This window comes from Achromobacter kerstersii (assembly GCF_902859595.1).
Taxonomy (GTDB): Bacteria; Pseudomonadota; Gammaproteobacteria; order Burkholderiales; family Burkholderiaceae_B; genus Achromobacter; species Achromobacter kerstersii.
Window position 1 is genome coordinate 297,248 of sequence record NZ_CADIJQ010000002.1, and the last position, 23,806, is coordinate 321,053.

The following is a 23,806-nucleotide window of genomic DNA, read 5'->3' on the forward strand; positions in this document are numbered from 1 at the left end:
TTGGCGTGTCGTCAGTACGACAGAGTCAGGTTGATGAACAGGCCCCGGGCCCGGTCAGCCGCGCCGCCGCCAATGTTGAATCGATACTGCGTGGTCAGGTCCAGATACGACCGGGGCGCGTTGTAGTGGTCTTCGCGGAACCAGTAACGGATGTTGAAGCCGGGGCCCGCGCCCATGGACCACGATGAGCCGTTGCCCAGCAGGTTGTAGGAATCGGTGCCGTCGATGGCAAGGCCCGAGACGCTGTTCTTATTCCAAAGCCAGTCGGCGCCTATTACCCCATACGGAAAAAATACGAGTCGATCGCTGATGGCGTCTACACGATAGCTGCGACCAATGCGCAACTCTCCCGCACCGAATGCTTGGTCGCGTTTCAATCTGCCCTTGGATTTCGACTCGTCGTCACCCGTCGTGTTGTTGTGAAGCCAAAGTTTGGCAGGCGCATCAAACCAGGAATAACCGGCTTGGACGTAGCCTTCCATCGTGAACCAGTTGGGCCGATCGATGCGCAGCGTCGTGCCTTCATACATTCCATAGGTGACGTAGGCCAGCCAAGCTCCGTTGTCCGCGGTTGTTTGATAATTCGCCGTCTGATTTTTACCGTTTAGCTCGCATCGCAAATCGGCCGGATCTGGGCTGAAGGTGCCGCGCCTCGTCGCTGAGCCCAGGTTGAACTGACGCTCCAAACCAAATGTCAGTCCCACTTCGGTAGATGGAGTGAATCGCATGCCCAACGCGCCGACTGTCGTGGGTATCCCCGCGATGCCCTGGTTGGGCGTTTCGCTAACACTGATCGAGCCTCCCCCTGGGCAAGGATCAGACACCGTCTGGCTCGTCGTCTTGCCGCCCTTGTCATACAGCGTGTTGGACAAGCGGCCGTACAGCTCGAAGGTCTGCGTGGACGAGTTCAGGAAATCCGACGGGCGCCAGAAAATTTCGGCGGTGCTGAACACGGCGTCACCCGGTACGGTGACCGCAGCGCCGCCCAGCCCCGACGACGCGGGCCGCGCGCCGCGATAGCCGGCCGAGAAATAGCCGCCCCATTCGCGCGACAAGCCCCCGATGCCGTTGCGCGTGTCAAAGCGCTGCTGCGGCGTCAGTTCCAGTTTTCCGGCATCCGCTTCATCGATGGCTTGCTTCAGTTTTTCGACCGCGCCGCGCTTGTCGCCGACGCCAGACAACGCATAGCCCTCGTCCAGAATGACCGTAGGCGGAGCCTTGCCGGTGGCGCGGGCCGCTTGAAAATCTTGCAGCGCCAGCTTGGGCTGCTTCATGCGCTGATGCAGATAGCCGCGTTGCATCAACAGCGTGGGGTCATCGGGTTGCGCCGCCAGCGCGTCGCTCATGCGTTGGTTGGCTTCGGCCAATTGCTGGCGGTTGCCTGCCGCCAGGGTGGTGGTCAGCAGGCGTTGCAGTTCTTTGTTGGCGGGGTCTTGCTCGACGGCTTTGCGCGCCTGGGTGATGGCTTCTTGATAGTCCTCGCGCGCGTAGGCCGCATAGGCCAGCGCGGCAGGGCCGCCGCTGCCGGCCGCATCCGACGGCAGCAGCTCGCACGAGGTGCCGTAAGGCGTGTCGCGGCAATCTTGCACGGGGGCCGGGTAGTTCGCCAGCGTCAAGGTGGCGGGTACGGCAGGTTTGGAACGCGCGCGCTTGATGCGTGAGTCGGCGGCCTCGTCCTTGGCGCCCTTGGCGCCCAAGGGCTGAACCAGTGCGAGTGCGCGCGCGTTCTCGCCCGCCGCCAACGACGCGTCGGCGGCAATCAGGCGGATGTTGCGCTTCTGGTCGTCGTCCAGCCAATCTTGTTTGAGCGCGGCGTCGAAGTCCTGGTTTGCGAGATCGGTCTTGCCCTGGCGTTGGCGCAGATAGCCGCGCATGACCAGCGCCACGGTGTTCTCGTCGTCCTGCTTCATGGCGTCGGTGGCGGCGTCTTCGGCGGCGGCCAGCTGGTTGTCCAGCATCAGCGCCGTCATCAGCAGCAAGCGATGGCTGGCGGTGTCGGGCGCCAACGCTACGGCCTGACGCGCCAGCGGCACGGCATCGCCCGGCCGGTTGGCGATCAGCGCCTGATAGCCTTCTTCAGCCGGCTTCACCGCCATGCGCCGCTTCATCGTCTGGCGCCGTGCGGTCAGGTCGTTCTTGTTGGGCGCGCCCAGCGTAATGGCCTTGTCCGCTGCGGCCTCGGCTTCGGCATACAGGTTCTGCGCTTCCAGCGCGTCCAGCCACAGCATGGCCCACGCGCCTTGCTTGGGGTCGATGCGGAACGCTTGTTCCGCGCCACGCGCTGCCGCCTGGTAGTCGGCGCGGTTGTAGTCGGCATACGCGCGGGTGGCGATGGGAAAGCCGCGTTGGTAGGCCGACGAGGTGGCGGCACTACCCGCAGCACTACCCGCAGCACCACCGGCAGCGCGCGCCGCGGGACGCGCGGTGGTTTGCGGGCGCAGGTTGGCGCGCGCCTGACGCAAGGCGGGCGTGTCCAGCCCATTCTTGATGGCGTCGGCCGCCGCCTGATCCGCTTCTTTCAGCTTGCCTTGTTTTTGCAGCGAGTAAATCAGCAGCAGGCGCAACCGCTCAACGTCGGGCCGCAACGCGATGGCGGACTCCGCCTGCTGCTGCGCCAGCTCGTATTTGCCTGCGTCGTAGTTCTTGTAGCCCTCGTCGGCAAACTGCCAGGCAGCGCCTTCCAGCGGCGCTTCCGCTTTGGCCGCGTTGGCGGGCGCGTGGGTTTGTGCTGGGGGTTGCGATGGGGTTTGCGCTAGCGCGGCCACGGGCGCGGCGGTCCACACGCTAGCCAGCGCGGCAGACAACAGGAGCGTACGGGTCAGCGGAGTCATGTGGTCGCGGGTTTGTCTTCGGAATGCGAGGGCGGCGCATCGGCTTCACCCGCTTGTTGAAAATCGATGGCTTCGTTCAATGTGCGTTCATCCAGCCAGCCTTGTTCCATCAGGATCTTGCCCAACGGCTTTTTCTCGCGGGCTTGAATCTCAAGCGCCCGCGCCAGCGTGTCCTGATCGATGGCCTGCCAGGACAGCAGCAATTCACCCAGCCGCTTGCGCTGCTGCGACAGCTGATCGGTGCTGGGGAAGTCATGCATGGTCTTGTCCCAGGCCAGACGCTTGCCGGTGATCAGATGCACGATGAACAGCCGCCAGGCGCGTGCCGCCGCCATCGCGTTGATGAAGTTGCCCACGATCATCCGCGGGATCGACAGCATGGCGTGTTCCCACCCATACATGTGGCCGACGAAGTACGCGCGCTGCACCACGCGCAACAGCAGCGCGACGGCGTTGATCCACATCAGCGTCACCAGCCAGCCGCCCGGCTTGAAGTACGACGGGTAATACACCGTCCACCAGCCGAATTTATCGGCCAGGAAGAACAGAAAGAAATTGGCCAGCAACACGTACGCAAGGATGGCGATGAACGACGTGACCAGCCCCTTGCGATCCCGAAACAGCAGGTACTTGGTGGCAAATGATCCCGTCCAGCCCACTTGCTGCCAACCTTGCAAGCCAATACCCAAGGTCCAGCGCGCCTTCTGGCGATAGGCCGTGCGGAAGGTGTTGGGAAAATACTCACGCACGCCCAGCGGCATGCGGATGGTCGATATTTTTTCAGGCCCGAGACCAAACCAGGAGTCCCGGCGCGTGACGTATTCCACGCGGAACTTGCCGAAGATCTGCTTCATGCCGCGCTGGGCCAGGCGCGCGCCGATGTCGTAGTCTTCCGTCAGCGTATCGGTGTTGAAGGGCTGGTTATTGGTTTCGGCGGCCAGCGATTCCAATGCATGGCGCGAAAAGCATGTGCCCACGCCCGCCGATGGCACCATCCTGGACAGGCTTTCGCGCACCACTAGGTCTTTCGTGTGCCACTCGGCGAATTCATCCATGTAGGTGCCCGCCACCAGCTCATACCAATGGCGCTCCAGCGACGTCACCGGCAGCTGGATGAAGTCGATACGCGGCAGCAGGTAGTTGTAGTACTTGAGTTCCAGCGGGTGCAGCACGTCTTCGCTGTCATGCAGGATGACGCCGGCAAACGGCTCGGGCTGCTTTTCGTTTTGCGCAAAGATGGCCTGCACGATCCAGTTCAGGCAATCCGCCTTGCACGTCGGCCCGTCATGCGGCACTTCCACACGCACCAGTTGGCGATAGCGGCGCCGCATCCGCTCCACTTCGTCAATCGTGCGCTGGTCGTTCTGATACGTGCCCACGAAGATCATGTAGTTCTTGTATTCCAGCGTCGACACCATGGTTTCAAGCATCGACGAGATCACGTCGTACTCCAACCATGCGGGCACCATGATGGCCAGCGGCTGCTCCGGCTTTTGGCGCAGTTGCTCGGCGGTAAGCGGCGCGTAACGGCGCTTGACCGTCAGGGAACGCTTCAGCTCGCGCAGCCAGAACCAGCCGTCGATGAACAGATCATCCAGGCTTGAGAGCAGGATGATCACGCCCACGACGGCGGTCACGACTTCCAGCCCGCGGTAGTAATCCGCGATGAAGTAGGGCCAGTAAAGCGAAGACATGGCGCTTCCGGTTTACTTGTTGTCCTTGTTCTTCCTGCGGTTCACCCGCAAGGCGACGATCAGGATCAGGATCAGCACCAGCATGCTGATGCTGATGGCCGGCACGCTCCACGAGATATAACGGCGCCATTCAAAGAAGGCGCTTTCGCCTGCGCCGGGCGGGTGGCTGGCGTCGGGGTTGGCGCTGTCGATCCACGCCACCGGCCCCGTTGCGCCGATGATGGCAACATTGCCGCGGTTCAGCACGAAGGGCGCATCCAGCATGCCCGGATGCTGGCCCAGCGTGTGCCACAACAAGCCGTCTTGCCCGCTGCCGCGGACGACTTCAGCGGTGCTCAGGTGATCCAGGCCAGAGATGTCGAGCCAGGTTGCGGCCTTGCCGTCCACCTTCAGTTGCTTGCGGTCGGTGACCTGGACCATGGGCTTGGCCCCGTCGACGGCCACTTCCATCGCCAGGAACGGGCGGGTCGGTTTGACGGCTTGGCCTGCCGGCGCCACCGACAATTCCGCGCGCGTCACCGACATGCCGCTGGCGGACGCGATGCCGATCACGCGCTTGATGTTGTCGGGCGCGTCGGCCAGATAGCTGTCGGGGATGATCAGTTGCGGCGAGCCTGCCAGCAGCGGCAAGAGGCCGACGAAAGTGCCGTCGGGTTCGGCGCGCTCGGGCTTCACGTAGCTCGTCGGCAATACGTTGACCGGGTAGCCTTGGGGAATCTCGTTGCAGTCCACGGAGACCGGCTGGCGCTGGAACGTCACGCGCACGGCGTTGGTGACACCCAGCGCATAGCCAGGCACGCGCGCCGTCAACCGTTCGGGCTTGCCGTCCGCGTCCAATTGCTTGGCCGACAACAAAATGCCGTTCCAGAACACCGACGCCACAGGCCGGGTCGACGATGCGCCGGGCGCGGCGGCCAGGTCCAGCACCAGCTCGCCGGGCATGCGGCCGTCGGCGGACACGGCCGCCAGCGGGAACGTCGTGTTCCAGTCGCCACGCGCGACCACATCGAAGCTGTCGGCGGAACCGCCCAGCGCCGTCAGGCGCAGGCCGCCATCAGCGAAAGTCTGCGGCGGCGTGGCGGTCTTCACGTTGACTTGGCGCGTGACCAGGATGCGGCGCCAGGCCGTGTCGAAGGCGCCCGCGCCTTGCGCGCCGGCATCGGCGGCGATAGCGATGACGGCCTGCCGGCCCAGGGCCAGCAGCCGAATGTCTTTGGACGGCAGGTCTGCGCCGGCCAGCGGCATGCGCTGCTGGCGCCATGCCTTGAACGCGTCGGCGGCATCGGCGTCGGACGCCAGCTGCGCCTGCAAGGCGTCCAGCGCTTCGTTGTAGCGGGCGCGCAGCGAGGCGTCGGCGATCACCACGTCGCCACTGACGGCGGGGGCGCCCAACACCAGCAGCGCACCGATCTCGGCGGGGCTGGCGAGCTTGTGCTTCTCTTGATTCGCCAAGGCTGCAAATGCGGAGACCTGCTCCAGGCCCGCCGGCGTTTGCAGACCGCGCGTATCGACCTCGTCTCCCACGGACGGGAATGCACGCACCGACACGCGCTTGCCCGTGCGCTCCATGGCCACGCCGATGCGCCATGCGCTATCGAAAGCCTGCTGGTCCAGTTTGTTGCTGGCGACCATCAGCACGGGCTTGCCCGGCAGCGTGCCCCACGCGTCGTCCAGGTTGCCGATGGCCGAGGCGCCGTAGCGGTAGCTCAGCCGGGTTTGGGGCGAAATGGTCAGGGCGTTTGCCGTGGCGCGATTGCTTTCGCAGTGGCGCAACGCGATTTCCGATTGCCAGTCCACCCCCAGGCGCAGGAAGCCCGACTCGCGGCTGCGGCGCTCAACGGCCAGATTACGCGTAACGGTGCCGTCGCCGTCGGCAATGCGCTGGGCCGATTGCGGCACGCCGTCCAGCCACAGCACCATGCTGGTCCGCCCCGGCTCGCCCTTGGTGTACTTGGCGTCAAAGTTCACGGTGGCGTCCGAAATGGGCACGCCACGCGGCACGGGCAAGTAGAAGTCTTGCCGGGCGTCGCTATTGCTAAGCACGACCGGTTCACTGATACCCAGATCTTGCAGCGTGGTGTTGCGCGTCACCCAATCGTCGCTTTGCAGGCGGCGCAACGCGTCTCCAGCGGGGCTGGCCATCGCCGTCAACGGAAACAGCAGGCCGGCGGCCATCAAGGCACGGCATAAGGTACGGGCAACGGGGTTGGGCAGGGCAGGGTGGGGCATGGGGGCTCCGGGCAGAATTACGTCGCAGGGGGCGTCAGGCGGATGGGGCGGCAGCTGATCCGTAAGGATCAAACTCCGACACGGCGCGGCCGCACAGCGCGTCCACGATGCGCTGGCTGGCGCGGCCGTCGCCGTAAGGATTGATGCGTCGTGAGAACGACGAATGAAGGTCAGGGTTGTCCAGCAAGCGGGTCACTTCGGTGACGATGCGCCGCGTGTCGGTGCCGACCAACGCCACCGTTCCGGCTTGCACGGCCTCGGGGCGCTCGGTGACGTCGCGCATCACCAGCACGGGCTTGCCCAGGTACGGCGCTTCTTCCTGCACCCCGCCCGAGTCGGTCAGGATGAGATAGGCGCGCTGCATGAACCAGACGAAATCCAGGTAATCCAGGGGATCAATCAGATGCACGTTCGACAAGCCGGCCAGTTCCGTCATCACCACATTGCGCACCTGCGGATTCAAATGCACGGGATAAACGATTTGCAGGTCTTCGCGTTGCGCGAGTTCAGCCAGCGCGGCGCAGATGTGCTTGAAGCCATCGCCAAAGCTCTCGCGCCGATGGCCCGTGACCAGCAGCAGGCGCCGCGACGGGTCGATCCAGTGGTATCGGGCTTCGAGCTGCTGCGCCAGCGCGCCTTGCGGCTCAAGCTTGGCGCAAGTCATCGCCAGCGCGTCGATCACGGTGTTGCCGGTAATGGTGATCCGGCCCGCCAGGTTTTCGCGCATCAGATTGGCGCGTGACTCCGCCGTGGGGGCGAACAGCCAGTCGCCCACCGCGTCCACGACGCGCCGGTTCATTTCTTCGGGAAAGGGCATCGCCAGATTGCCCGTGCGCAAGCCGGCTTCGACGTGGCCAATGCGCACACGGCGGTGGAATGAGGCCAACGCGCAGGCGGACGCGGTGCTCGTATCTCCGTGCACCAGCACGCAGTCAGGCTGTTCGGCCTCAAGCACGCTGTCCACCCGGCTGATCAGCCGCGCGTACAGTCCGTTCAATGTTTGATTGGGAACCATGATGTCCAGGTCATGCTGGGCGCGCAGATCAAACAGCGCCAACACCTGGTCCAGCATTTCCCGGTGCTGCCCCGTCACGCAAACCACGCTCTGGATTTGCGGCTCCTGCTGAAGCGCGGTCACCAACGGCGCCATTTTGATGGCCTCGGGGCGGGTGCCGAAAATGGAAAGGACTTTCATCGCAAGAGTGACCTCACAGACGCCGGCGGCTTTTCCTTGTTTGATTATGTCTTGAAAGTATTCGTAATATGTGACGGATTATTTCGGATCTGGGCAAGATCAACGGCACTTTCAGTCACGTATTGCGAGGAGGCAAGAAATGCCTCATAGACAAAATAGGGTCAGGCTTGATGGCGAATCGTTTTGAATTTCCGTTCTTGATGCCTCGGTGTTACCGACAGTTGCGTGGGCAAATGTCGTGGTCGGGCAATAAGGGCTTAGAAGATAACGCGATTAAGCGCCTTGTTCGGGGCTAGCTGCGTCAAGGATTGCAAAGCTTCTGCATGGCATTTGGTTGGAATATTTCATTTGCCGCGCACAAAAAAATGGCCAACTCCGAAGAGTTGGCCATTTGCTAAAGCACTGTGCAATAAAGCGGAATTTGGTGGAGCCGGGGGGAATTGAACCCCCGTCCGCAAGCCCTCTGCAATCAGTTCTACATGCGTAGTCGATTTATTTAGTTTTAACTTTGGACTTAGCCAACCGACAGGCCGGACCAAAGCGATTCACGTAATTTAAATCTGAGCCGTGTGACCCCAGCGCAGACCGATTCCTTGTGAATGTCGCTGCTGTGGTTCGAGGGTTACCCCCCTAGGAAGTTGCCTTCCTCCACCTGACCCAAGGACAGATCAGTGCAGCGGCTCACCGCTTAAGCGGCGAGAGCGAAACGCTCGTCGTTGGCGTTTGTAGTGTTTCCAGTGGTTTAACGAGCGAACTGGTGCTCGGCATGCCCTGAGTTGTTTCGCGACCCACGTCGAATCCGGATCGGCCCCAAGAACTTTCTATTGTACTGGTAAACGTCATAGCCTGCTGCATTTCCGCGCGCCACCCGTCATGGCGTGGCGCGGCGCGCACGCGCAGGGGTTCAGGCGGCGTTGGCGCAGGCTGTCTTGGCTGGCGCGCGGGGGCGTGACGCGGCCATCAGCACAAGGGCCAATCCCACCGAAATCGCCACGATGACGGAGGCGGCCCAACCCAGCGACGCCAGCCCGTAGTGGTCGATGACGTTGCCACCCACCACGGCGCCCAGGCCAATGCCGATGTTGGCGCCCGAAATGTTCAAGGACGCGGCAAAGGCGGGCGCTTCCGGCGCCGCCTTCATCAGGCGCACATGGCACACGATGAACAACGCCGCCTGCGCGATGCCCCAGATGCCCAGCGCGATTGCCAGCAGGCCGTGCGATTGCATCACGGGCGCCACGAAGGCCAGACCGGCCGCCATCATGGATGAAAACAACGCGGTGGCGCCCAGCGGGCTGCGGTCGACCATGCGCCCGCCCAACGTATTGCCGATGAGCCCCACGCCGCCAAACGCCATCATCGTCCAGCCGACGATCTGTCCATTGAACCCGGCCAGGCGTTCGAGCATGTCGGCCAGATACGTATAGGCCGTGAACATGCCGGTGAACACCAGTAGCGACAGCATCACGTGGCCCAGCACGATCGGGTTGCGCAGAATGCGCAGCTGCGTGACCAATTTGACGCTGTCGGCGCGAATGCGCGTGCTGGGGAAGGCAAGCAGCAGCAACAGCGCCTTGGCGAAGGCAACGCCCGACAGCACCCAGAACGCGGCGCGCCAACCGAATGCGTCCGAGATCAGCACGCCAATGGGAATGCCGAACACGGTGGCGGCGACGATGCCGAACGCGACCATGGAAATCGCACGGCCAGCACGGGCCGGGCCCACCAGTTCCACGGCCGTGGCGCTGGCCAGCGACCAGAACACCGGCAGCGCCAGCGCGGGCACGAAACGGGCCGCCGCCATGACCCAGATGTTCGGCGCCATGGCCGCCACGGCGTTGGACACGCCAAACAGCGCCAGCACGCCGATGAACAGGCGCTTGCGTTCCATGTTGGCCATCAAGGCCGTCAGCAGGGGGCCGGTCGCCGCGACGGTGAACGCGAACAGTGATACCAGCAATCCTGCCTGCGATACGGTGACGTCCAGGTCACGGGCGAGACCGGGCAGCAGCCCGACGATCAGAAATTCGGTGGTCAGAATGGTGAAACCGGCGGCAGAAAGTAGCAGGATGGGCAAAAGCATAGGCATTCCTCTGGCGCGATGCAGGATGGCGTCGCGCGGGGGCAGGGCGTTGTAGGCGGACTAAAAGGTCAAAGGTGCGCGGCGCGGTAGGGCCAGAGCACGGTGCACGTCGGGAGTAAGCCGTCGGCGGGGAGGGATGTCGTTGCGAAAGCGGGCTTGCGCAACACCGGCGTCAGCCGGAATGGCAATCGGTAAGCGCCCGAATGCCATGCATGGTTCACACTTTAGGGGAGTTCGGAATCCGGATAAAGGGGCCGAGTCCGGATAGATTGTTCGCCCAGGGCAACCAATATGCGCGAACCGGTGTCAGAAAGCGGGCGGGGCCAGACAAGGCCCCCCGGCTTTGGGCGATCAGCGCACGTCGGCAGGCAACAGCGGCTCGATGGCGGCCCAGAGTTCTTCGGGCGTGTAGGCGCAGGTTTCCGCTTCCCACGCCGTGATGTTGTCGTCTTCACCCACGTAACCGTAGGCAGCGGCCACAGCCGGCATACCTGCTGCGTGCGCGGCCTGGATGTCGCGCAGATCGTCACCCACATAGACGCAGCGGTCGGTGGCGAAACCGGCTTCACGCGCAGCGTGCTGCAGCGGCAGCGGGTGCGGCTTGGCGTGGGCGGTGGTGTCGCCGCAGACCAGCACGGCGCTGTCGCGCGTCAGGTCCAGGAATTCAACGATCGGCAAGGTCAGGTACGTGACCTTATTGGTGACGATGCCCCACGACAGGCCGCGGCGGCGGATGTCTGCCAGCAGCGATTCGATACCCGGGAATAGTTTGCTGTGTACGGTCGAATTCGCGGCGTAGTCTTCCAGGAACTGCAGGCGCGTCGGCTCGTAATCCGGGTCGCCGGGTTTCAAATCCAGCGCCACGCGCAGCAGACCGCGCGCGCCTTGCGAGGCCACGGGGCGCAGCGCTTCGTAGGCCATGGGTTCCAGGCCGCGGCGCGTGCGCTGCTGGTTGGCGGCGGCGGCCAGGTCGGGGGCGGTGTCGGCCAGGGTGCCGTCGAAGTCGAACAGAATCAGGGCGCTCATTTGCGGGTAGCCATCAGGTAGTTAACCGACGTGTCGGACGACAAGGTGTAGATCTGGGTAATGGGGTTGTATTCCATGCCGCGCATGCTGATGGGCTCCAGGCTGGCGGCGCGGGCCGCAGCGGACAGTTCGCTGGGTTTGATGAACTGGTCGTAGCTATGCGTGCCGCGCGGCAGCAAGCGCAGCACGTATTCGGCGCCCACGATGGCGAACAAAAACGACTTGGCGTTGCGGTTCAGTGTCGAAAAGAACACCCAGCCGCCCGGTTTCACCAGCGTTGAGCACGCGCGCACGATCGAGGCCGGGTCGGGCACGTGTTCCAGCATTTCCATGCACGTGACCACGTCATACTGGCCGGGCTGCTCCGTAGCCAGTTCTTCGACGGGCACCTTGCGGTATTCGACCTTCACGCCCGATTCCAGGCCATGCAGGCGCGCCACTTTCAGGGATTTGTCGGCCAGATCGATGCCGGTCACGTCTGCGCCGCCGCGCGCCATCGCCTCGGACAGGATGCCGCCACCGCAGCCCACATCCAGCACCTTTTTGCCGGCGAGGCTGCCCGCGCATTCCTGAATCCATTCCAGGCGCAGCGGATTGATCGCATGCAGGGGCTTGAACTCGCTCTCGGGGTCCCACCAGCGGCTGGCCAGGGCGCTGAACTTGTCGAGTTCTGCCTGATCGGCGTTGACGGCAGGGCGATCGGAGTCGTGAATTTGCGTGGTCATGGGAAGGTCCAGCGAAAGGCGACGCTATATATATAGAGGGGCCCGTCCGCGCGAGGGCGGGGCGGCTACGCGCCATGGCACCGCATTGGTGCATGACGGACGAAAAAAAGGGCCTCGCTATGCGAGGCCCCTTATTGTAGCTAGTCCGGCAATTACTTGCGGCTACCCACGATTTCGATTTCAACGCGACGGTTTTGGGCACGGCCCTCTTTCGTCTTGTTGGAAGCGATCGGGTTCAGCTCACCCTTGCCTTCCGTGTAGATACGGTTCGGGTCGATGCCCTTGCTGACCAGGTAGGTCTTGACCGAAGCGGCGCGGCGCTCGGACAACTTCTGGTTGTAGGCTTCCGTGCCGATCGAGTCGGTGTGGCCAACAGCAATGATGGTTTCCAGCTCGATACCGCGAGCTTGCTGGGCGACTTGGTCCAGCAATTGACGGCCTTCGGGCTTCAGGGTCGACTTGTCGAAGTCGAAGAACGTGTCAGCATTGAACACGACCTTTGCCGCCATCGGGGCCGGCTTCGCCTTCTGTTGTGCAACCGGGACACCGTCGCAACCGGGGATACCGGTGGCAGGGGTCCAGAAAGCATCGCGCCAGCACAGTTCGTTCGTACCGTTTTTCCAAACGTTACCGAACGGGTTGCGCCAGTTGTCCACGGTTTGCGCGGAAGCTACACCAGAGGCCGTGACGGCGGCGAAGGCGAGCGCCAGAGCGAATTTGGAGGGTTTGTTCATGTTTCTCCTCGTTGAGCTTGAAGCTGGATAAGTGACTCGCAGCGAACCCCCGCCGCATATCAGGAAAACGGGGCCAGTATAGCAACGCCAAGAGCTGGTTCAAAGGAATAGCTACTGGGTTTCCTGCGTGCTGGAAACAATCTTAAGGCATTTGGGGGCCTTTGGCTTCCCTGGAGAGGCGCATTAACGCTGGATACGACGTTTTCGGCACTCCATCGGTTTTCCCTGTTGGTTTTTGACAACAGGGCCGCCGGGCGCGGTCGCGCGGGCGGGTCGTTGGCCTGATCGGCGACCGCGGCAAGCGCCTTCCAGGCAGCTTGCCACGACCCTGCCGGCCTGGAATGGAATCGAATGATAGAATTTCCTGTTTACCCGGCCCGGGTTCCTCCTTACACGATTCTGTCGTTATATATATGGATTCCTTTGCCAAGGAGACGCTTCCGGTTTCGCTGGAAGAAGAGATGCGCCGCAGTTACCTCGATTACGCGATGAGCGTGATCGTTGGGCGGGCGCTACCGGATGTGCGGGACGGGCTCAAACCCGTCCACCGGCGCGTGCTCTACGCGATGCATGAGCTGAACAACGATTGGAATCGCGCCTACAAGAAGTCGGCGCGTATCGTCGGGGACGTCATCGGTAAGTACCACCCCCACGGCGACCAGTCCGTCTATGACACCATCGTCCGCATGGCGCAAGATTTCTCAATGCGCTACATGTTGGTTGACGGTCAGGGTAACTTCGGCTCGATCGACGGCGATAACGCCGCGGCGATGCGTTACACCGAAATCCGTCTGGCCAAGATTGCGCACGAGCTGCTGGCCGATATCGACCAGGAGACGGTGGACTTCGGCCCCAACTACGACGGCAGCGAACAAGAACCGCTGCTGTTGCCGTCGCGGCTGCCCAACCTGCTGGTCAACGGCAGCTCGGGTATCGCGGTGGGCATGGCCACCAACATTCCGCCCCACAACCTTCAGGAAGTGGTCGACGGCTGCCTGTACTGCCTGCGCAATCCGGCCTGCACGGTTGACGAGCTGATCGAGCTCATCCCGGCGCCGGACTTCCCCACGGGCGGCATCATCTACGGCATGTCCGGCGTGCGCGAAGGCTATCGCACCGGTCGCGGCCGCGTCATCATGCGCGCCAAGACCCACTTCGAAGACATGGAAAAGGGCAACCGCCAAGCCATCGTCATCGACGCGATTCCCTACCAGGTCAACAAGAAGACGCTGCAGGAACGCATTGCCGAACTCGTCAACGACAAGAAGATCGAAGGCATCTCCGATATTCGTGACGAGTCCGACAAGGACGGCATGCGCCTGGTCATCGAGCTCAAGCGCGGCGAGGTTCCCGAGGTTGTTCTGAACAACCTGTACAAGAACACGCAGCTGCAAGACACCTTCGGGATGAACCTGGTGGCGCTGGTCGACGGCCAGCCCCGCCTGCTCAACCTGAAGCAGATGATCGACTACTTCCTGCAGCATCGCCGCGAAGTGGTCACGCGCCGCACGGTGTTCCAGCTGCGCAAGGCCCGCGAACGCGGCCATGTGCTGGAAGGCCTGGCCGTTGCACTGGCCAACATCGACGATTTCATCGCGATCATCAAGGCCGCGCCGACGCCTCCCGTCGCCCGCCAGGAATTGATGGCGAAGTCGTGGGATTCGTCCCTGGTTCGCGACATGCTGTCGCGCGCCGACGGCGACACCCCGGGCGGCCGCGCAGCATTCCGCCCGGACGATCTGGGCGTTGAGTTCGGTCTTCAAGGCGACGGCCTGTACCGTCTGAGCGACACGCAGGCTCAGGAAATCCTGAACATGCGCCTGCAACGCCTGACCGGGCTTGAGCAGGACAAGATCGTTGGCGAATACAAGGACATCATGTCCACCATCGCCGACTTGCTCGACATCCTGGCCCGCCCCGAGCGCATCACGACGATCATCAGCGACGAGCTGCAAGCCATCAAGGCCGAATTCTCGACCGGCACGAAGGACACGCGCCGCTCGGAAATCGAGATGAACGCGACCGAGCTCGACACCGAAGATCTGATCACGCCGACCGACATGGTCGTGACCTTGTCGCATGGCGGCTACATCAAGAGCCAGCCGCTGTCCGAGTACCGCTCGCAAAAGCGCGGCGGACGCGGCAAGCAAGCCACGGCGATGAAGGAAAACGACTGGATCGACCAGCTGTTCATCGCCAATACGCACGATTACCTGCTGTGCTTCTCGAACCGCGGCCGCGTGTACTGGCTGAAGGTCTGGGAAGTGCCTCAAGGCACGCGCAACTCGCGCGGCAAGCCCATCGTCAACATGTTCCCGCTGGCTGACGGCGAGAAGGTCACGGTGGTGTTGCCGGTCAAGGAATTCAGCGAAGATCACTACGTCTTCATGGCGACGTCGCGCGGCACGGTCAAGAAGACCCCGCTGTCCGACTTCTCCAACCCGCGCAAGGCCGGCATCATCGCCGTTGACCTTGACGATGGCGACTACCTGATCGGCGCCGACCTCACCGACGGCAAGCACGACGTCATGCTGTTCTCGGACTCCGGCAAGGCCGTGCGCTTCGACGAAAACGACGTGCGTCCGATGGGCCGCAATGCCCGCGGCGTGCGCGGCATGATGCTGGAAGAAACGCAGACCGTCATCGCGCTGCTGGTTGCCGGCGACGAAACGCAGACCGTGCTGACCGCCACCGAAAACGGCTACGGCAAGCGCACCCCGATTGGCGAATACACGCGCCACGGCCGTGGCACGAAGGGCATGATCGCCATCCAGACCAGCTCGCGTAACGGCAAGGTGGTGGGCGCGGTGCTCGTTAACCCGACCGACGAAATCATGCTGATCACCACTGGCGGCGTGCTGGTGCGTACCCGTGTCGCGGAAATCCGCGAAATGGGCCGCGCCACGCAAGGCGTCACGCTGATCAACGTGGATGACGGCAGCACGCTGTCCGGTGTGCGCCGTGTCGTGGAAAGCGATGCTGACGACGACGGCGAACTGGACGAAGACGTCCAGGCTGACGGCGGCGACGACAGCAACGGTGCAGCAGACTCGACGGATTCGACGGAACCTACGGAGCAATAATGGCCCGCCCCTGGAACTTCTCGGCAGGCCCCTCGGCCTTGCCCGAGGTGGTATTGCAGCAAGCAGCAGCTGAGATGCTGGATTGGCATGGCAGTGGCATGTCGGTGATGGAAATGTCTCATCGCGGCAAGCACTTCGTGCAGATCTGCGACGAAGCCGAATCCGACCTGCGCGAGCTGCTGGGCTTGCCTGCGGATTACGCGGTCATGTTCATGCAAGGCGGAGGTTCCGGGGAGAACGCCATCGTTCCCATGAATCTCATGGGACGCCGCAGCACGCCGGCTGCCGACTTCGTCGTGACGGGCCATTGGTCCAAGCGGTCGTACAAGGAAGCCGGGCGCTATGGCAGCACCCATGTCGCGGCAAGCAGCGAGCAAGCCATCCAGCTGGATGGCCGCGAGCAGGCGCCGCTGACCTGGGTGCCGCCGGTCGATACCTGGAATGTGCGCAAGGAATCGGCCTACCTGCACTTGTGCAGCAATGAAACCATCGGCGGCGTCGAGTTCATGGACTGGCCCGACACCGCCGCGCTGGGCGCACCCGACGTGCCGTTGGTCGTCGATGCGTCTTCGCATTTCCTGTCGCGTCCGATGGACGTGACGCGCTGCGGCATGATGTATGCCGGCGCGCAGAAGAACGCGGGCCCGGCAGGCGTGACCATGGTCATCGCCCGCCGCGACCTGATCGGCCACGCCTTGCCGATCTGCCCGTCCGCCTTCGATTACGCCAATGTGGCCGCGGATCATTCGCGCTACAACACGCCGCCGACCTTCGCGATCTACGTCGCGGGCCTGGTGTTCAAGTGGGTCAAGGCCAATGGCGGCGTGGCGGGCATGGAAGCCGCCAACAAGGCCAAGGCCGACCTGCTGTACGGCTATCTGGACAGCACCAATTTCTATCGCAATCCCATTCACGCTCCCGTGCGTTCGCGCATGAACGTGCCGTTCGTGTTGCGCGATGAATCGCTGAATGACGCCTTCCTGCAAGGTGCCGATGCGGCGGGTTTGACGCAACTGAAGGGCCACAAGAGCGTGGGCGGCATGCGTGCCTCCATCTACAACGCCGTTCCCCTTGCCGGGGTGTCGGCGCTGGTCGAGTACCTGAAGGAATTCGAGCGCCGCTATGGATGAAGATCTGCAGCGCAAGCTGCGTCCCTTGCGTGAACGCATTGATGCGTTGGACGCGCAGATCCTCGACCTGCTCTCGCAGCGCGCACGCGCCGCGTTGGAAGTGGGCGAGGCCAAGCATGCCGCGCAAGCGGACGGCCCGGTGCTGCGCCCCGAGCGAGAAGCCGAAGTCATCCGCCGCTTGCAGCAGATCAACCCCGGCCCGTTCCCGAATGCGGGCGTGGCGTCGGTATGGACCGAGATCATCTCGGCTTGCCGTGGCCTGGAGCGCGGCATGACCGTGGCGTATCTGGGTCCGCAAGGCTCGTTTTCCGAGCAAGCCGCGCTGGAGCATTTCGGCCACGCCGTGCAAAAGCTGCCGTGTGCGTCGTTTGATGAAGTCTTTCGTGCCGTCGAAGGCGGCCAGGCCGATGTGGGCATGGTGCCGGTGGAAAATTCCACCGAAGGCGCCGTCAACCGCAGCCTGGACTTGCTGCTGAACACACCGCTGACGATTCTGGGCGAGCGCTCGCTGGTGATCCGCCATTGCCTGATGTCGCAGTCGGGCAGCATGGACGGCATCAAAACCATCTCCGCGCATCCGCAAGCGCTGGCGCAGTGCCAGGGCTGGCTGACGCGCAACTATCCCGATGTGGACCGCGTTGCTGCGTCCAGCAATTCCGAAGCGGCCCGCGCCGCCGCGGGCGATCCCACCATCGCGGCAATCGCCGGCGAAGTGGCGGCGCCTGCCTGGAATTTGCAGGTCGTCGCGGCCGGCATCCAGGACGATCCGCACAACCGCACGCGCTTTTTGGCCATCGGCAATATCCAGCCGCTGGTCAGTGGCAAGGACAAGACCAGCCTGATCCTGGCGGTGCCGAACCGTGCGGGCGCGGTCTACGAAATGCTGGCGCCGCTGGCGGCAAACGGCGTGTCGATGACGCGCTTTGAGTCGCGCCCGGCGCGCACCGGCCAGTGGGAATATTACTTTTACGTTGATGTCCTGGGTCATCGTAATGATCCGAACGTCGAGCGCGCTCTTGCTACCCTGCAGGCGCAGGTTGCCTATCTGAAAGTGCTGGGTTCCTACCCGGCGCCGTGAGCCTCCACACCATGACCACCGCATCCAAGCCCCTCGTTGCTCCCGCGCACGTCAGCGCCATCGCGCCTTATCAGGCGGGCAAGCCCATTGAAGAACTGGCCCGTGAGTTCGGGCTGGACCCGGCGGGCATCGTCAAGCTGGCGTCGAACGAAAACCCGCTGGGCATGCCGAAGTCGGCGCGTGCCGCCATGTTGGCCGCCGCCGAGTCGCTGGCCCGCTATCCCGATCCCAATGGCTTTGACCTGAAGGCGGCGCTGGCCGAGCGTTATGGCGTGCCAATGAACTGGATCACGCTGGGCAACGGGTCCAACGACATTCTGGAAATCGCGGCGCTGGCGCTGCTGGAGCCGGGTTCGTCGGCGGTGTATGCGCAGCATTCGTTCGCCGTCTACCGCCTGGCCACGCAAGCGCGCGGCGCGCGCCACATCGTGGTGCCGGCGCAAGACTATGGCCATGATCTGGATGCAATGTTTGACGCCATTGCCGACGACACGCGCCTGCTGTTCATCGCCAACCCCAATAACCCGACGGGCACCTTCGTGCCGGGCGACAAGGTCGCGTCCTTCCTGGAACGCGTGCAAGCTGCCCATGGCGACCGCGTGACGGTGGTGCTGGACGAGGCCTATAACGAATACCTGGACCCGGAACACCGCTTCGACAGCACCGCGCTGGCGCGTCGGTTCCCGAACCTGATCATCTCGCGCACGTTCTCCAAGGCCTATGGTCTGGCGGGCTTGCGGGTGGGCTTCTCGGTGGCGCAGCCTCCGCTGACCGACCTGCTGAATCGTGTGCGCCAGCCGTTCAACGTCAACACGCTGGCGCAGGCCGCGGCGATTGCTGCGTTGGGCGATGCGGCCTATCTGGAAGAGGCCTATGCCTCGAACAAATCGGGCAAGGCGCAGCTTTGCGCGGCGTTCGACCAGCTGAAGCTGCGCTACGTGCCCAGCTACGGCAACTTCGTGCTGGTGCATGTGGGCGACGCGCCCCGCATCAATCTGGAATTGCTCAAGCGTGGCGTGATCGTGCGCCCGGTGGCGGGCGATGGCCTGCCGGAATGGCTGCGTGTGTCGATCGGCTTGCCGGAAGAAAACGCCCGCTTCATTGACGCCTTGACCGCCATTTTGTCCGCATGAACGACGCGTTACCTTCTACGAATCAGGGGGCCGCTGGCCCCCTGATTCCTGTATTGGCCGTGGTGGGTGTGGGCCTGATCGGCGGTTCATTTGCTGCGGCGTTGCGCCGGGCAGGCCAGGTTGGCCGCGTGTTAGGCGTGGGGCGCAATGCGTCATCGCTTGCGCGCGCCATTGAGCTGGGGCTGATTGATGAAGCGGTCAGCGCGGAAGACTCAGCCGCTCGGGCGGACCTGGTGCTGCTGTCCACGCCGGTTGGCGGCTTGAAGAACGTGCTGGCGCGGATGCTGCCGCACTTGGGCGCAGGCACGGTATTGACCGATGCAGGCAGCACCAAGGCCGAGGTTGTCGAAGCCGCGCGCGACGCGCTGGGCGAACACATCGGGCGCTTCGTGCCGGGCCACCCCATTGCGGGCGCCGAACGCACGGGGCCGGATGCCGCCGATGCTGATCTGTACGGCCAGCGCACCGTCATTCTGACGCCGCTTGCCGAGAACACCGCCGCTTCCATCGACCTGGTGCGCCGCGCGTGGCAAGCCTGCGGCGCCAGTGTGATCGACATGGATGCCGATGCGCACGACCGCGTGCTGGCCTCGGTCAGCCATCTGCCGCACTTGTTGTCGTCGGTGTACATGGAGCAGGTGGCGACCGCCGCTGATGCCCCGACCCGGCTGGCGCTGGCCGGCAGCGGCTTTCGTGATTTCACGCGCATCGCGGCGGGGTCGCCGGAGATGTGGCGCGACATTTTTCTGTCTAATCGTGACGCGATGCTGGCCGAGCTTGCCGATGTGCGCGCCGTGCTGGATCGCGCTGAACGCGCCATTGCCGATGGCGATGACGCCGCTTTGCTGGCCCTGCTGGACACGGCAGCCCAGGCGCGCCGTCATTGGCGCAAGGAGTAGCTGACATGAACGCTATGGCTTATCTGGATCTGCCGCGCGTGCGGCAAGCGCAGGGCGTGATGGCCTTGCCCGGTTCCAAAAGCATTTCCAACCGTGTGCTGCTGCTGTCGGCCATTGCCGAGGGCACGACGGTCATCACCGGCCTGCTGGATTCTGACGATACCCGCGTCATGCTGGGCGCCTTGCGCCAATTGGGCGTGCAGGTGTCTGACCTGGACGCCGGCCGCGTCACCGTCGAGGGCGTGCGGCGTTTTCCTGTGGAAAGCGCGGACCTCTTCATGGGGAACGCCGGCACCGCGATTCGTCCGCTGACGGCCGCGCTAGCCTTGATGGGTGGCGACTACCGCTTGTCGGGCGTGCCGCGCATGCATGAACGCCCCATTGGTGATCTGGCGGATGCTTTGAATGCACTGGGCGCCCGCATTGATTACTTGGGCCAGCCGGGCTATCCGCCGCTGCACATCGGCCGCGGCGACATCGCCGAGGACGCTGTCACGCGCGTGCAGGGTTCCGTGTCCAGCCAGTTCCTGACGGCATTGTTGCTGGCCGCGCCCTTGCAGGCGGGCCGCAGCGGCAAGCCCGTCACGATCGAAGTGGTGGGCGAGCTGATCTCCAAGCCCTACATCGAAATCACGCTGAACCTGATGGCGCGCTTTGGCGTGCAGGTGCAGCGTGATGGATGGAGCCGTTTCGTGATTGAAGGCGGCGCGGGTTATCGCAGCCCGGGTCAGATCGCGGTGGAAGGCGATGCGTCGACGGCCTCCTACTTTCTGGCGCTGGGCGCCATTGGCGGCGGCCCGTTGCGCGTGACGGGCGTGGGCGCGGACAGCATCCAGGGCGACGTTGCGTTTGCCGACACCCTGGCGCAGATGGGCGCCACGGTCACGTATGGCCCCGACTGGATCGAAGTGTCGGGCGTGCGCGTGGCCGACGGCGCGCGACTGAAGGCCTTTGATACCGATTTCAATCTGATCCCCGATGCTGCCATGACGGCCGCCGCGCTGGCCCTGTATGCCGACGGCCCGTGCCGCCTGCGCAACATCGGCAGTTGGCGCGTGAAGGAAACCGACCGCATCCACGCCATGCAGACCGAGCTTGAAAAGTTGGGCGCGCAGGTGGAATCGGGGCCGGATTGGCTGCGCGTCATCCCCCCGGCGCAGGACGCCTGGCGCGATGCGCACATTGGCACCTGGGACGACCACCGCATGGCGATGTGCTTTTCGCTGGCGGCCTTCGGCCCGGCGGCGGTCAGAATTCTGGACCCTGGCTGCGTCAGCAAGACGTTCCCGGGTTACTTTGATGTCTACGCGAGCCTGGTATCGGCCTAGCGAAAAACCTACATGACTTTGACTTCTTCGATTGATTCTCCCGTGGCTGCGGTCATCACGATTGACGGGCCCACCGCGTCGGGCAAGGGCACCGTGGCGCATCGCGTCGCCAAGGCGCTGGGCTGGGACGTGCTGGACAGCGGCGCGTTGTACCGCCTGACGGCGCTGGCCGCCATCAAGCAGGGCGTGGCCGCGGACGACGAGCCGGGCGTGGCCCGCGTGGCCGAGACGCTGGATGTGCGCTTTGACGGTCCCCACGTCTACCTGGAAGGCGCCGACGTCGGCCACGACATCCGCCGCGAGGAAGTGGGTAATTTCGCCTCCCGGGTGGCGGCTTTTCCGGGTGTGCGCCAAGCGCTGCTCGAACGTCAACGCGCTTTCCGCCTGCCTCCCGGGCTGGTGGCGGATGGCCGGGATATGGGCACGGTGGTCTTTCCCGATGCGTCCCTGAAGGTGTTCCTGGTTGCCGACGTGGTCGCCCGGGCGGAGAGGCGGCGTAAGCAGTTGATCGAAAAGGGAATTTCTGCTAATCTAGACGACCTTCTGCGAGATATGCGCGAGCGAGATGCCCGCGACACCCAGCGCGCCACGGCGCCGCTTGCTCCCGCAGCAGACGCACATGTGCTGGATTCGTCCAATTTGACGATTGCAGAAACAGTGCAGGCAATACTGGATTTCTGGCAACAAGCGCAAAAATAGTCCAACCGCTATGGCTGAAAAGCAGTAGCTGAAAGGCGATAGCTGAAAGGCGATAGCGCAGACAGCCAGAAAATTTTATTAGGCCCTGTTCTAGCCAGGCGCAACCCCCCACGGGCCACCCCGCAGGGGCGAACCGGCAAACAGGTATTTTGACTCCACTGTGGCGGGCAATCCGCTGCGGTGTGTTCTTAACGGCCATTTCGGCCCAATGGATTTCAACCCCATGTCTTCCGTTTCCACTACCGCCACCGGCGGCGAAAGTTTCGCCGACCTTTTCGCACAAAGCCTCAAGAGCCAGGACATGAAGTCCGGCGAGGTCATCAGCGCCGAAGTCGTGCGCGTCGACCATAATTTCGTCGTCGTCAACGCCGGCCTGAAGTCCGAAGCGCTGATCCCCCTGGAAGAGTTCCTGAACGACCAGGGCGAGCTCGAAGTGCAACCCGGCGATTTCGTCTCGGTGGCCATCGATTCCCTGGAAAACGGCTACGGCGACACCATCCTGTCGCGTGACCGCGCCAAGCGCCTGTCGGCCTGGCTGCAGCTGGAAAAGGCCCTGGAAAACGGCGAACTGGTTACCGGCACCATCACCGGCAAGGTGAAGGGCGGCCTGACCGTCATGACCAACGGCATCCGCGCGTTCCTGCCGGGTTCGCTGGTGGATCTGCGTCCGGTCAAGGACACCACCCCGTACGAAGGCAAGACCCTCGAATTCAAGGTCATCAAGCTCGACCGCAAGCGCAACAACGTTGTGCTGTCGCGTCGCCAAGTGCTGGAAGCCAGCATGGGCGAAGAGCGTCAAAAGCTGCTCGAAACCCTGCACGAAGGTGCTGTGGTCAAGGGCGTGGTCAAGAACATCACCGACTACGGCGCGTTCGTTGACCTGGGCGGCATCGATGGCCTGCTCCACATCACCGACATGGCATGGCGTCGTGTGCGTCACCCGTCCGAAGTCCTGCAAGTGGGTCAAGAAGTCGAAGCCAAGGTCCTCAAGTTCGACCAGGAAAAGAGCCGCGTCTCGCTGGGCGTCAAGCAGCTGGGCGAAGATCCGTGGGTGGGCCTGGCTCGCCGCTACCCGCAAGGCACCCGCCTGTTCGGTAAGGTCACGAACCTGACCGACTACGGCGCCTTCGTCGAAGTCGAAGCCGGCATCGAAGGCCTGGTTCACGTCTCCGAAATGGACTGGACCAACAAGAACGTCGACCCGCGCAAGGTTGTTACCCTGGGCGAAGAAGTCGAAGTCATGGTCCTGGAAATCGACGAAGACCGTCGTCGTATCTCGCTGGGCATGAAGCAGTGCCGTCAAAACCCGTGGGAAGAGTTCGCTACGAACTTCAAGCGCGGCGACAAGGTCCGCGGCGCCATCAAGTCGATCACCGACTTCGGCGTGTTCGTGGGTCTGCCTGGCGGCATCGACGGCCTGGTTCACCTGTCCGACCTGTCGTGGACGGAAACGGGCGAAGAAGCCGTGCGCAACTTCAAGAAGGGCGACGAGATCGAAGCCGTGGTTCTGGGCATCGATACCGACAAGGAACGCATCTCGCTGGGCATCAAGCAGCTGGAAGGCGACCCCTTCAACAACTTCGTCGCCACGTTTGACAAGGGCGCGGTTGTTCCGGGCACCATCAAGTCCGTCGAAGCCAAGGGCGCTGTTGTTACGCTGTCCGTGGACGTTGAAGGCTACCTGCGCGCTTCCGAGATCTCCTCGGGCCGCGTTGAAGATGCCACCACCGTTCTGAACGCTGGCGAAAACATCGAAGCCATGATCGTCAACATCGACCGCAAGACGCGTTCGATCCAACTGTCGATCAAGGCCCGCGACAACGCTGAGACCGCCGAAACGATCCAGCGCATGTCCGACGCCAGCGCTTCGTCCGGCACCACCAACCTCGGCGCGCTGCTGAAGGCCAAGCTGGACCAACAGCGCAACGACGGTTAATTC

Annotated in this window: 16 protein-coding genes and 1 other RNA gene; 8 read left to right on the forward strand and 9 right to left on the reverse strand. The window is 63.5% G+C overall.

Going from position 1 to position 23,806, the window contains the following annotated elements; translation table 11 throughout:
- Positions 1 to 11 precede the first annotated feature (11 nt).
- The 9 genes from HV765_RS10210 to ompA form a co-directional block, all read right to left on the reverse strand.
- Complete coding sequence (locus HV765_RS10210; RefSeq protein WP_175169665.1) at positions 12 to 2,831, reverse strand: NfrA family protein; 2,820 nt, start codon at positions 2,829 to 2,831, stop codon at positions 12 to 14.
- Entirely contained in the window at positions 2,828 to 4,525 is a 1,698-nt protein-coding gene (locus tag HV765_RS10215; protein ID WP_175169666.1) for a glycosyl transferase family protein, read from the reverse strand. The genes HV765_RS10210 and HV765_RS10215 overlap by 4 nt, the downstream gene beginning before the upstream one ends.
- Before the next feature lie 12 nt (positions 4,526 to 4,537).
- Positions 4,538 to 6,754 carry a cellulose biosynthesis cyclic di-GMP-binding regulatory protein BcsB gene (locus HV765_RS10220; RefSeq protein ID WP_175169667.1) on the reverse strand — a complete coding sequence of 739 codons (2,217 nt, stop codon included), beginning with the start codon at positions 6,752 to 6,754 and terminating at the stop codon, positions 4,538 to 4,540.
- A gap of 34 nt (positions 6,755 to 6,788) precedes the next feature.
- On the reverse strand, positions 6,789 to 7,949 hold the full coding sequence (gene wecB, locus HV765_RS10225; protein ID WP_054423754.1) for a non-hydrolyzing UDP-N-acetylglucosamine 2-epimerase: 1,161 nt from the start codon (positions 7,947 to 7,949) through the stop codon (positions 6,789 to 6,791).
- A 422-nt stretch (positions 7,950 to 8,371) separates the two neighbouring features.
- Positions 8,372 to 8,761, reverse strand: a transfer-messenger RNA (tmRNA) gene (gene ssrA, locus HV765_RS10230).
- 92 nt (positions 8,762 to 8,853) lie between these two features.
- A complete protein-coding gene (locus HV765_RS10235; RefSeq protein WP_054423753.1) occupies positions 8,854 to 10,032 on the reverse strand; it encodes an MFS transporter in 1,179 nt (392 codons plus the stop codon).
- Between the two features lie 351 nt (positions 10,033 to 10,383).
- Positions 10,384 to 11,058, reverse strand: a complete 675-nt coding sequence (locus tag HV765_RS10240; protein ID WP_054423750.1) for an HAD-IA family hydrolase — start codon at positions 11,056 to 11,058, stop codon at positions 10,384 to 10,386.
- Positions 11,055 to 11,783 (reverse strand): bifunctional 2-polyprenyl-6-hydroxyphenol methylase/3-demethylubiquinol 3-O-methyltransferase UbiG, encoded by a 729-nt coding sequence (gene ubiG, locus HV765_RS10245; RefSeq protein WP_054423749.1) that lies wholly within the window; start codon positions 11,781 to 11,783, stop codon positions 11,055 to 11,057. Before ubiG ends, HV765_RS10240 begins: the two co-directional genes overlap by 4 nt.
- A gap of 152 nt (positions 11,784 to 11,935) precedes the next feature.
- Complete coding sequence (gene ompA / locus HV765_RS10250) at positions 11,936 to 12,517, reverse strand: outer membrane protein OmpA (protein ID WP_006218200.1); 582 nt, start codon at positions 12,515 to 12,517, stop codon at positions 11,936 to 11,938.
- Between the two features lie 413 nt (positions 12,518 to 12,930).
- Here ompA and gyrA point away from each other — a divergent pair, with 413 nt between their 5' ends.
- From gyrA to rpsA, 8 genes are all read left to right on the forward strand, one after another.
- On the forward strand, positions 12,931 to 15,600 hold the full coding sequence (gene gyrA, locus HV765_RS10255) for a DNA gyrase subunit A (RefSeq protein WP_054423747.1): 2,670 nt from the start codon (positions 12,931 to 12,933) through the stop codon (positions 15,598 to 15,600).
- Entirely contained in the window at positions 15,600 to 16,730 is a 1,131-nt protein-coding gene (serC, locus tag HV765_RS10260) for a 3-phosphoserine/phosphohydroxythreonine transaminase (RefSeq protein WP_167390130.1), read from the forward strand. The genes gyrA and serC overlap by 1 nt, the downstream gene beginning before the upstream one ends.
- Entirely contained in the window at positions 16,723 to 17,808 is a 1,086-nt protein-coding gene (gene pheA / locus HV765_RS10265; protein ID WP_054423743.1) for a prephenate dehydratase, read from the forward strand. Before serC ends, pheA begins: the two co-directional genes overlap by 8 nt.
- Before the next feature lie 11 nt (positions 17,809 to 17,819).
- Positions 17,820 to 18,941, forward strand: coding sequence for a histidinol-phosphate transaminase (gene hisC, locus HV765_RS10270; protein ID WP_175169668.1), 1,122 nt, complete (start codon positions 17,820 to 17,822; stop codon positions 18,939 to 18,941).
- Entirely contained in the window at positions 18,938 to 19,840 is a 903-nt protein-coding gene (locus HV765_RS10275) for a prephenate dehydrogenase (protein ID WP_175169669.1), read from the forward strand. The genes hisC and HV765_RS10275 overlap by 4 nt, the downstream gene beginning before the upstream one ends.
- Before the next feature lie 5 nt (positions 19,841 to 19,845).
- Positions 19,846 to 21,168, forward strand: a complete 1,323-nt coding sequence (gene aroA, locus HV765_RS10280; RefSeq protein ID WP_175169670.1) for a 3-phosphoshikimate 1-carboxyvinyltransferase — start codon at positions 19,846 to 19,848, stop codon at positions 21,166 to 21,168.
- A 12-nt stretch (positions 21,169 to 21,180) separates the two neighbouring features.
- The gene (gene cmk / locus HV765_RS10285) at positions 21,181 to 21,867 is read left to right on the forward strand and encodes a (d)CMP kinase (RefSeq protein ID WP_054423736.1); all 687 of its coding nucleotides are present in this window, start codon (positions 21,181 to 21,183) and stop codon (positions 21,865 to 21,867) included.
- Between the two features lie 223 nt (positions 21,868 to 22,090).
- Complete coding sequence (rpsA, locus tag HV765_RS10290) at positions 22,091 to 23,803, forward strand: 30S ribosomal protein S1 (protein ID WP_006393619.1); 1,713 nt, start codon at positions 22,091 to 22,093, stop codon at positions 23,801 to 23,803.
- Positions 23,804 to 23,806: the final 3 nt, after the last annotated feature.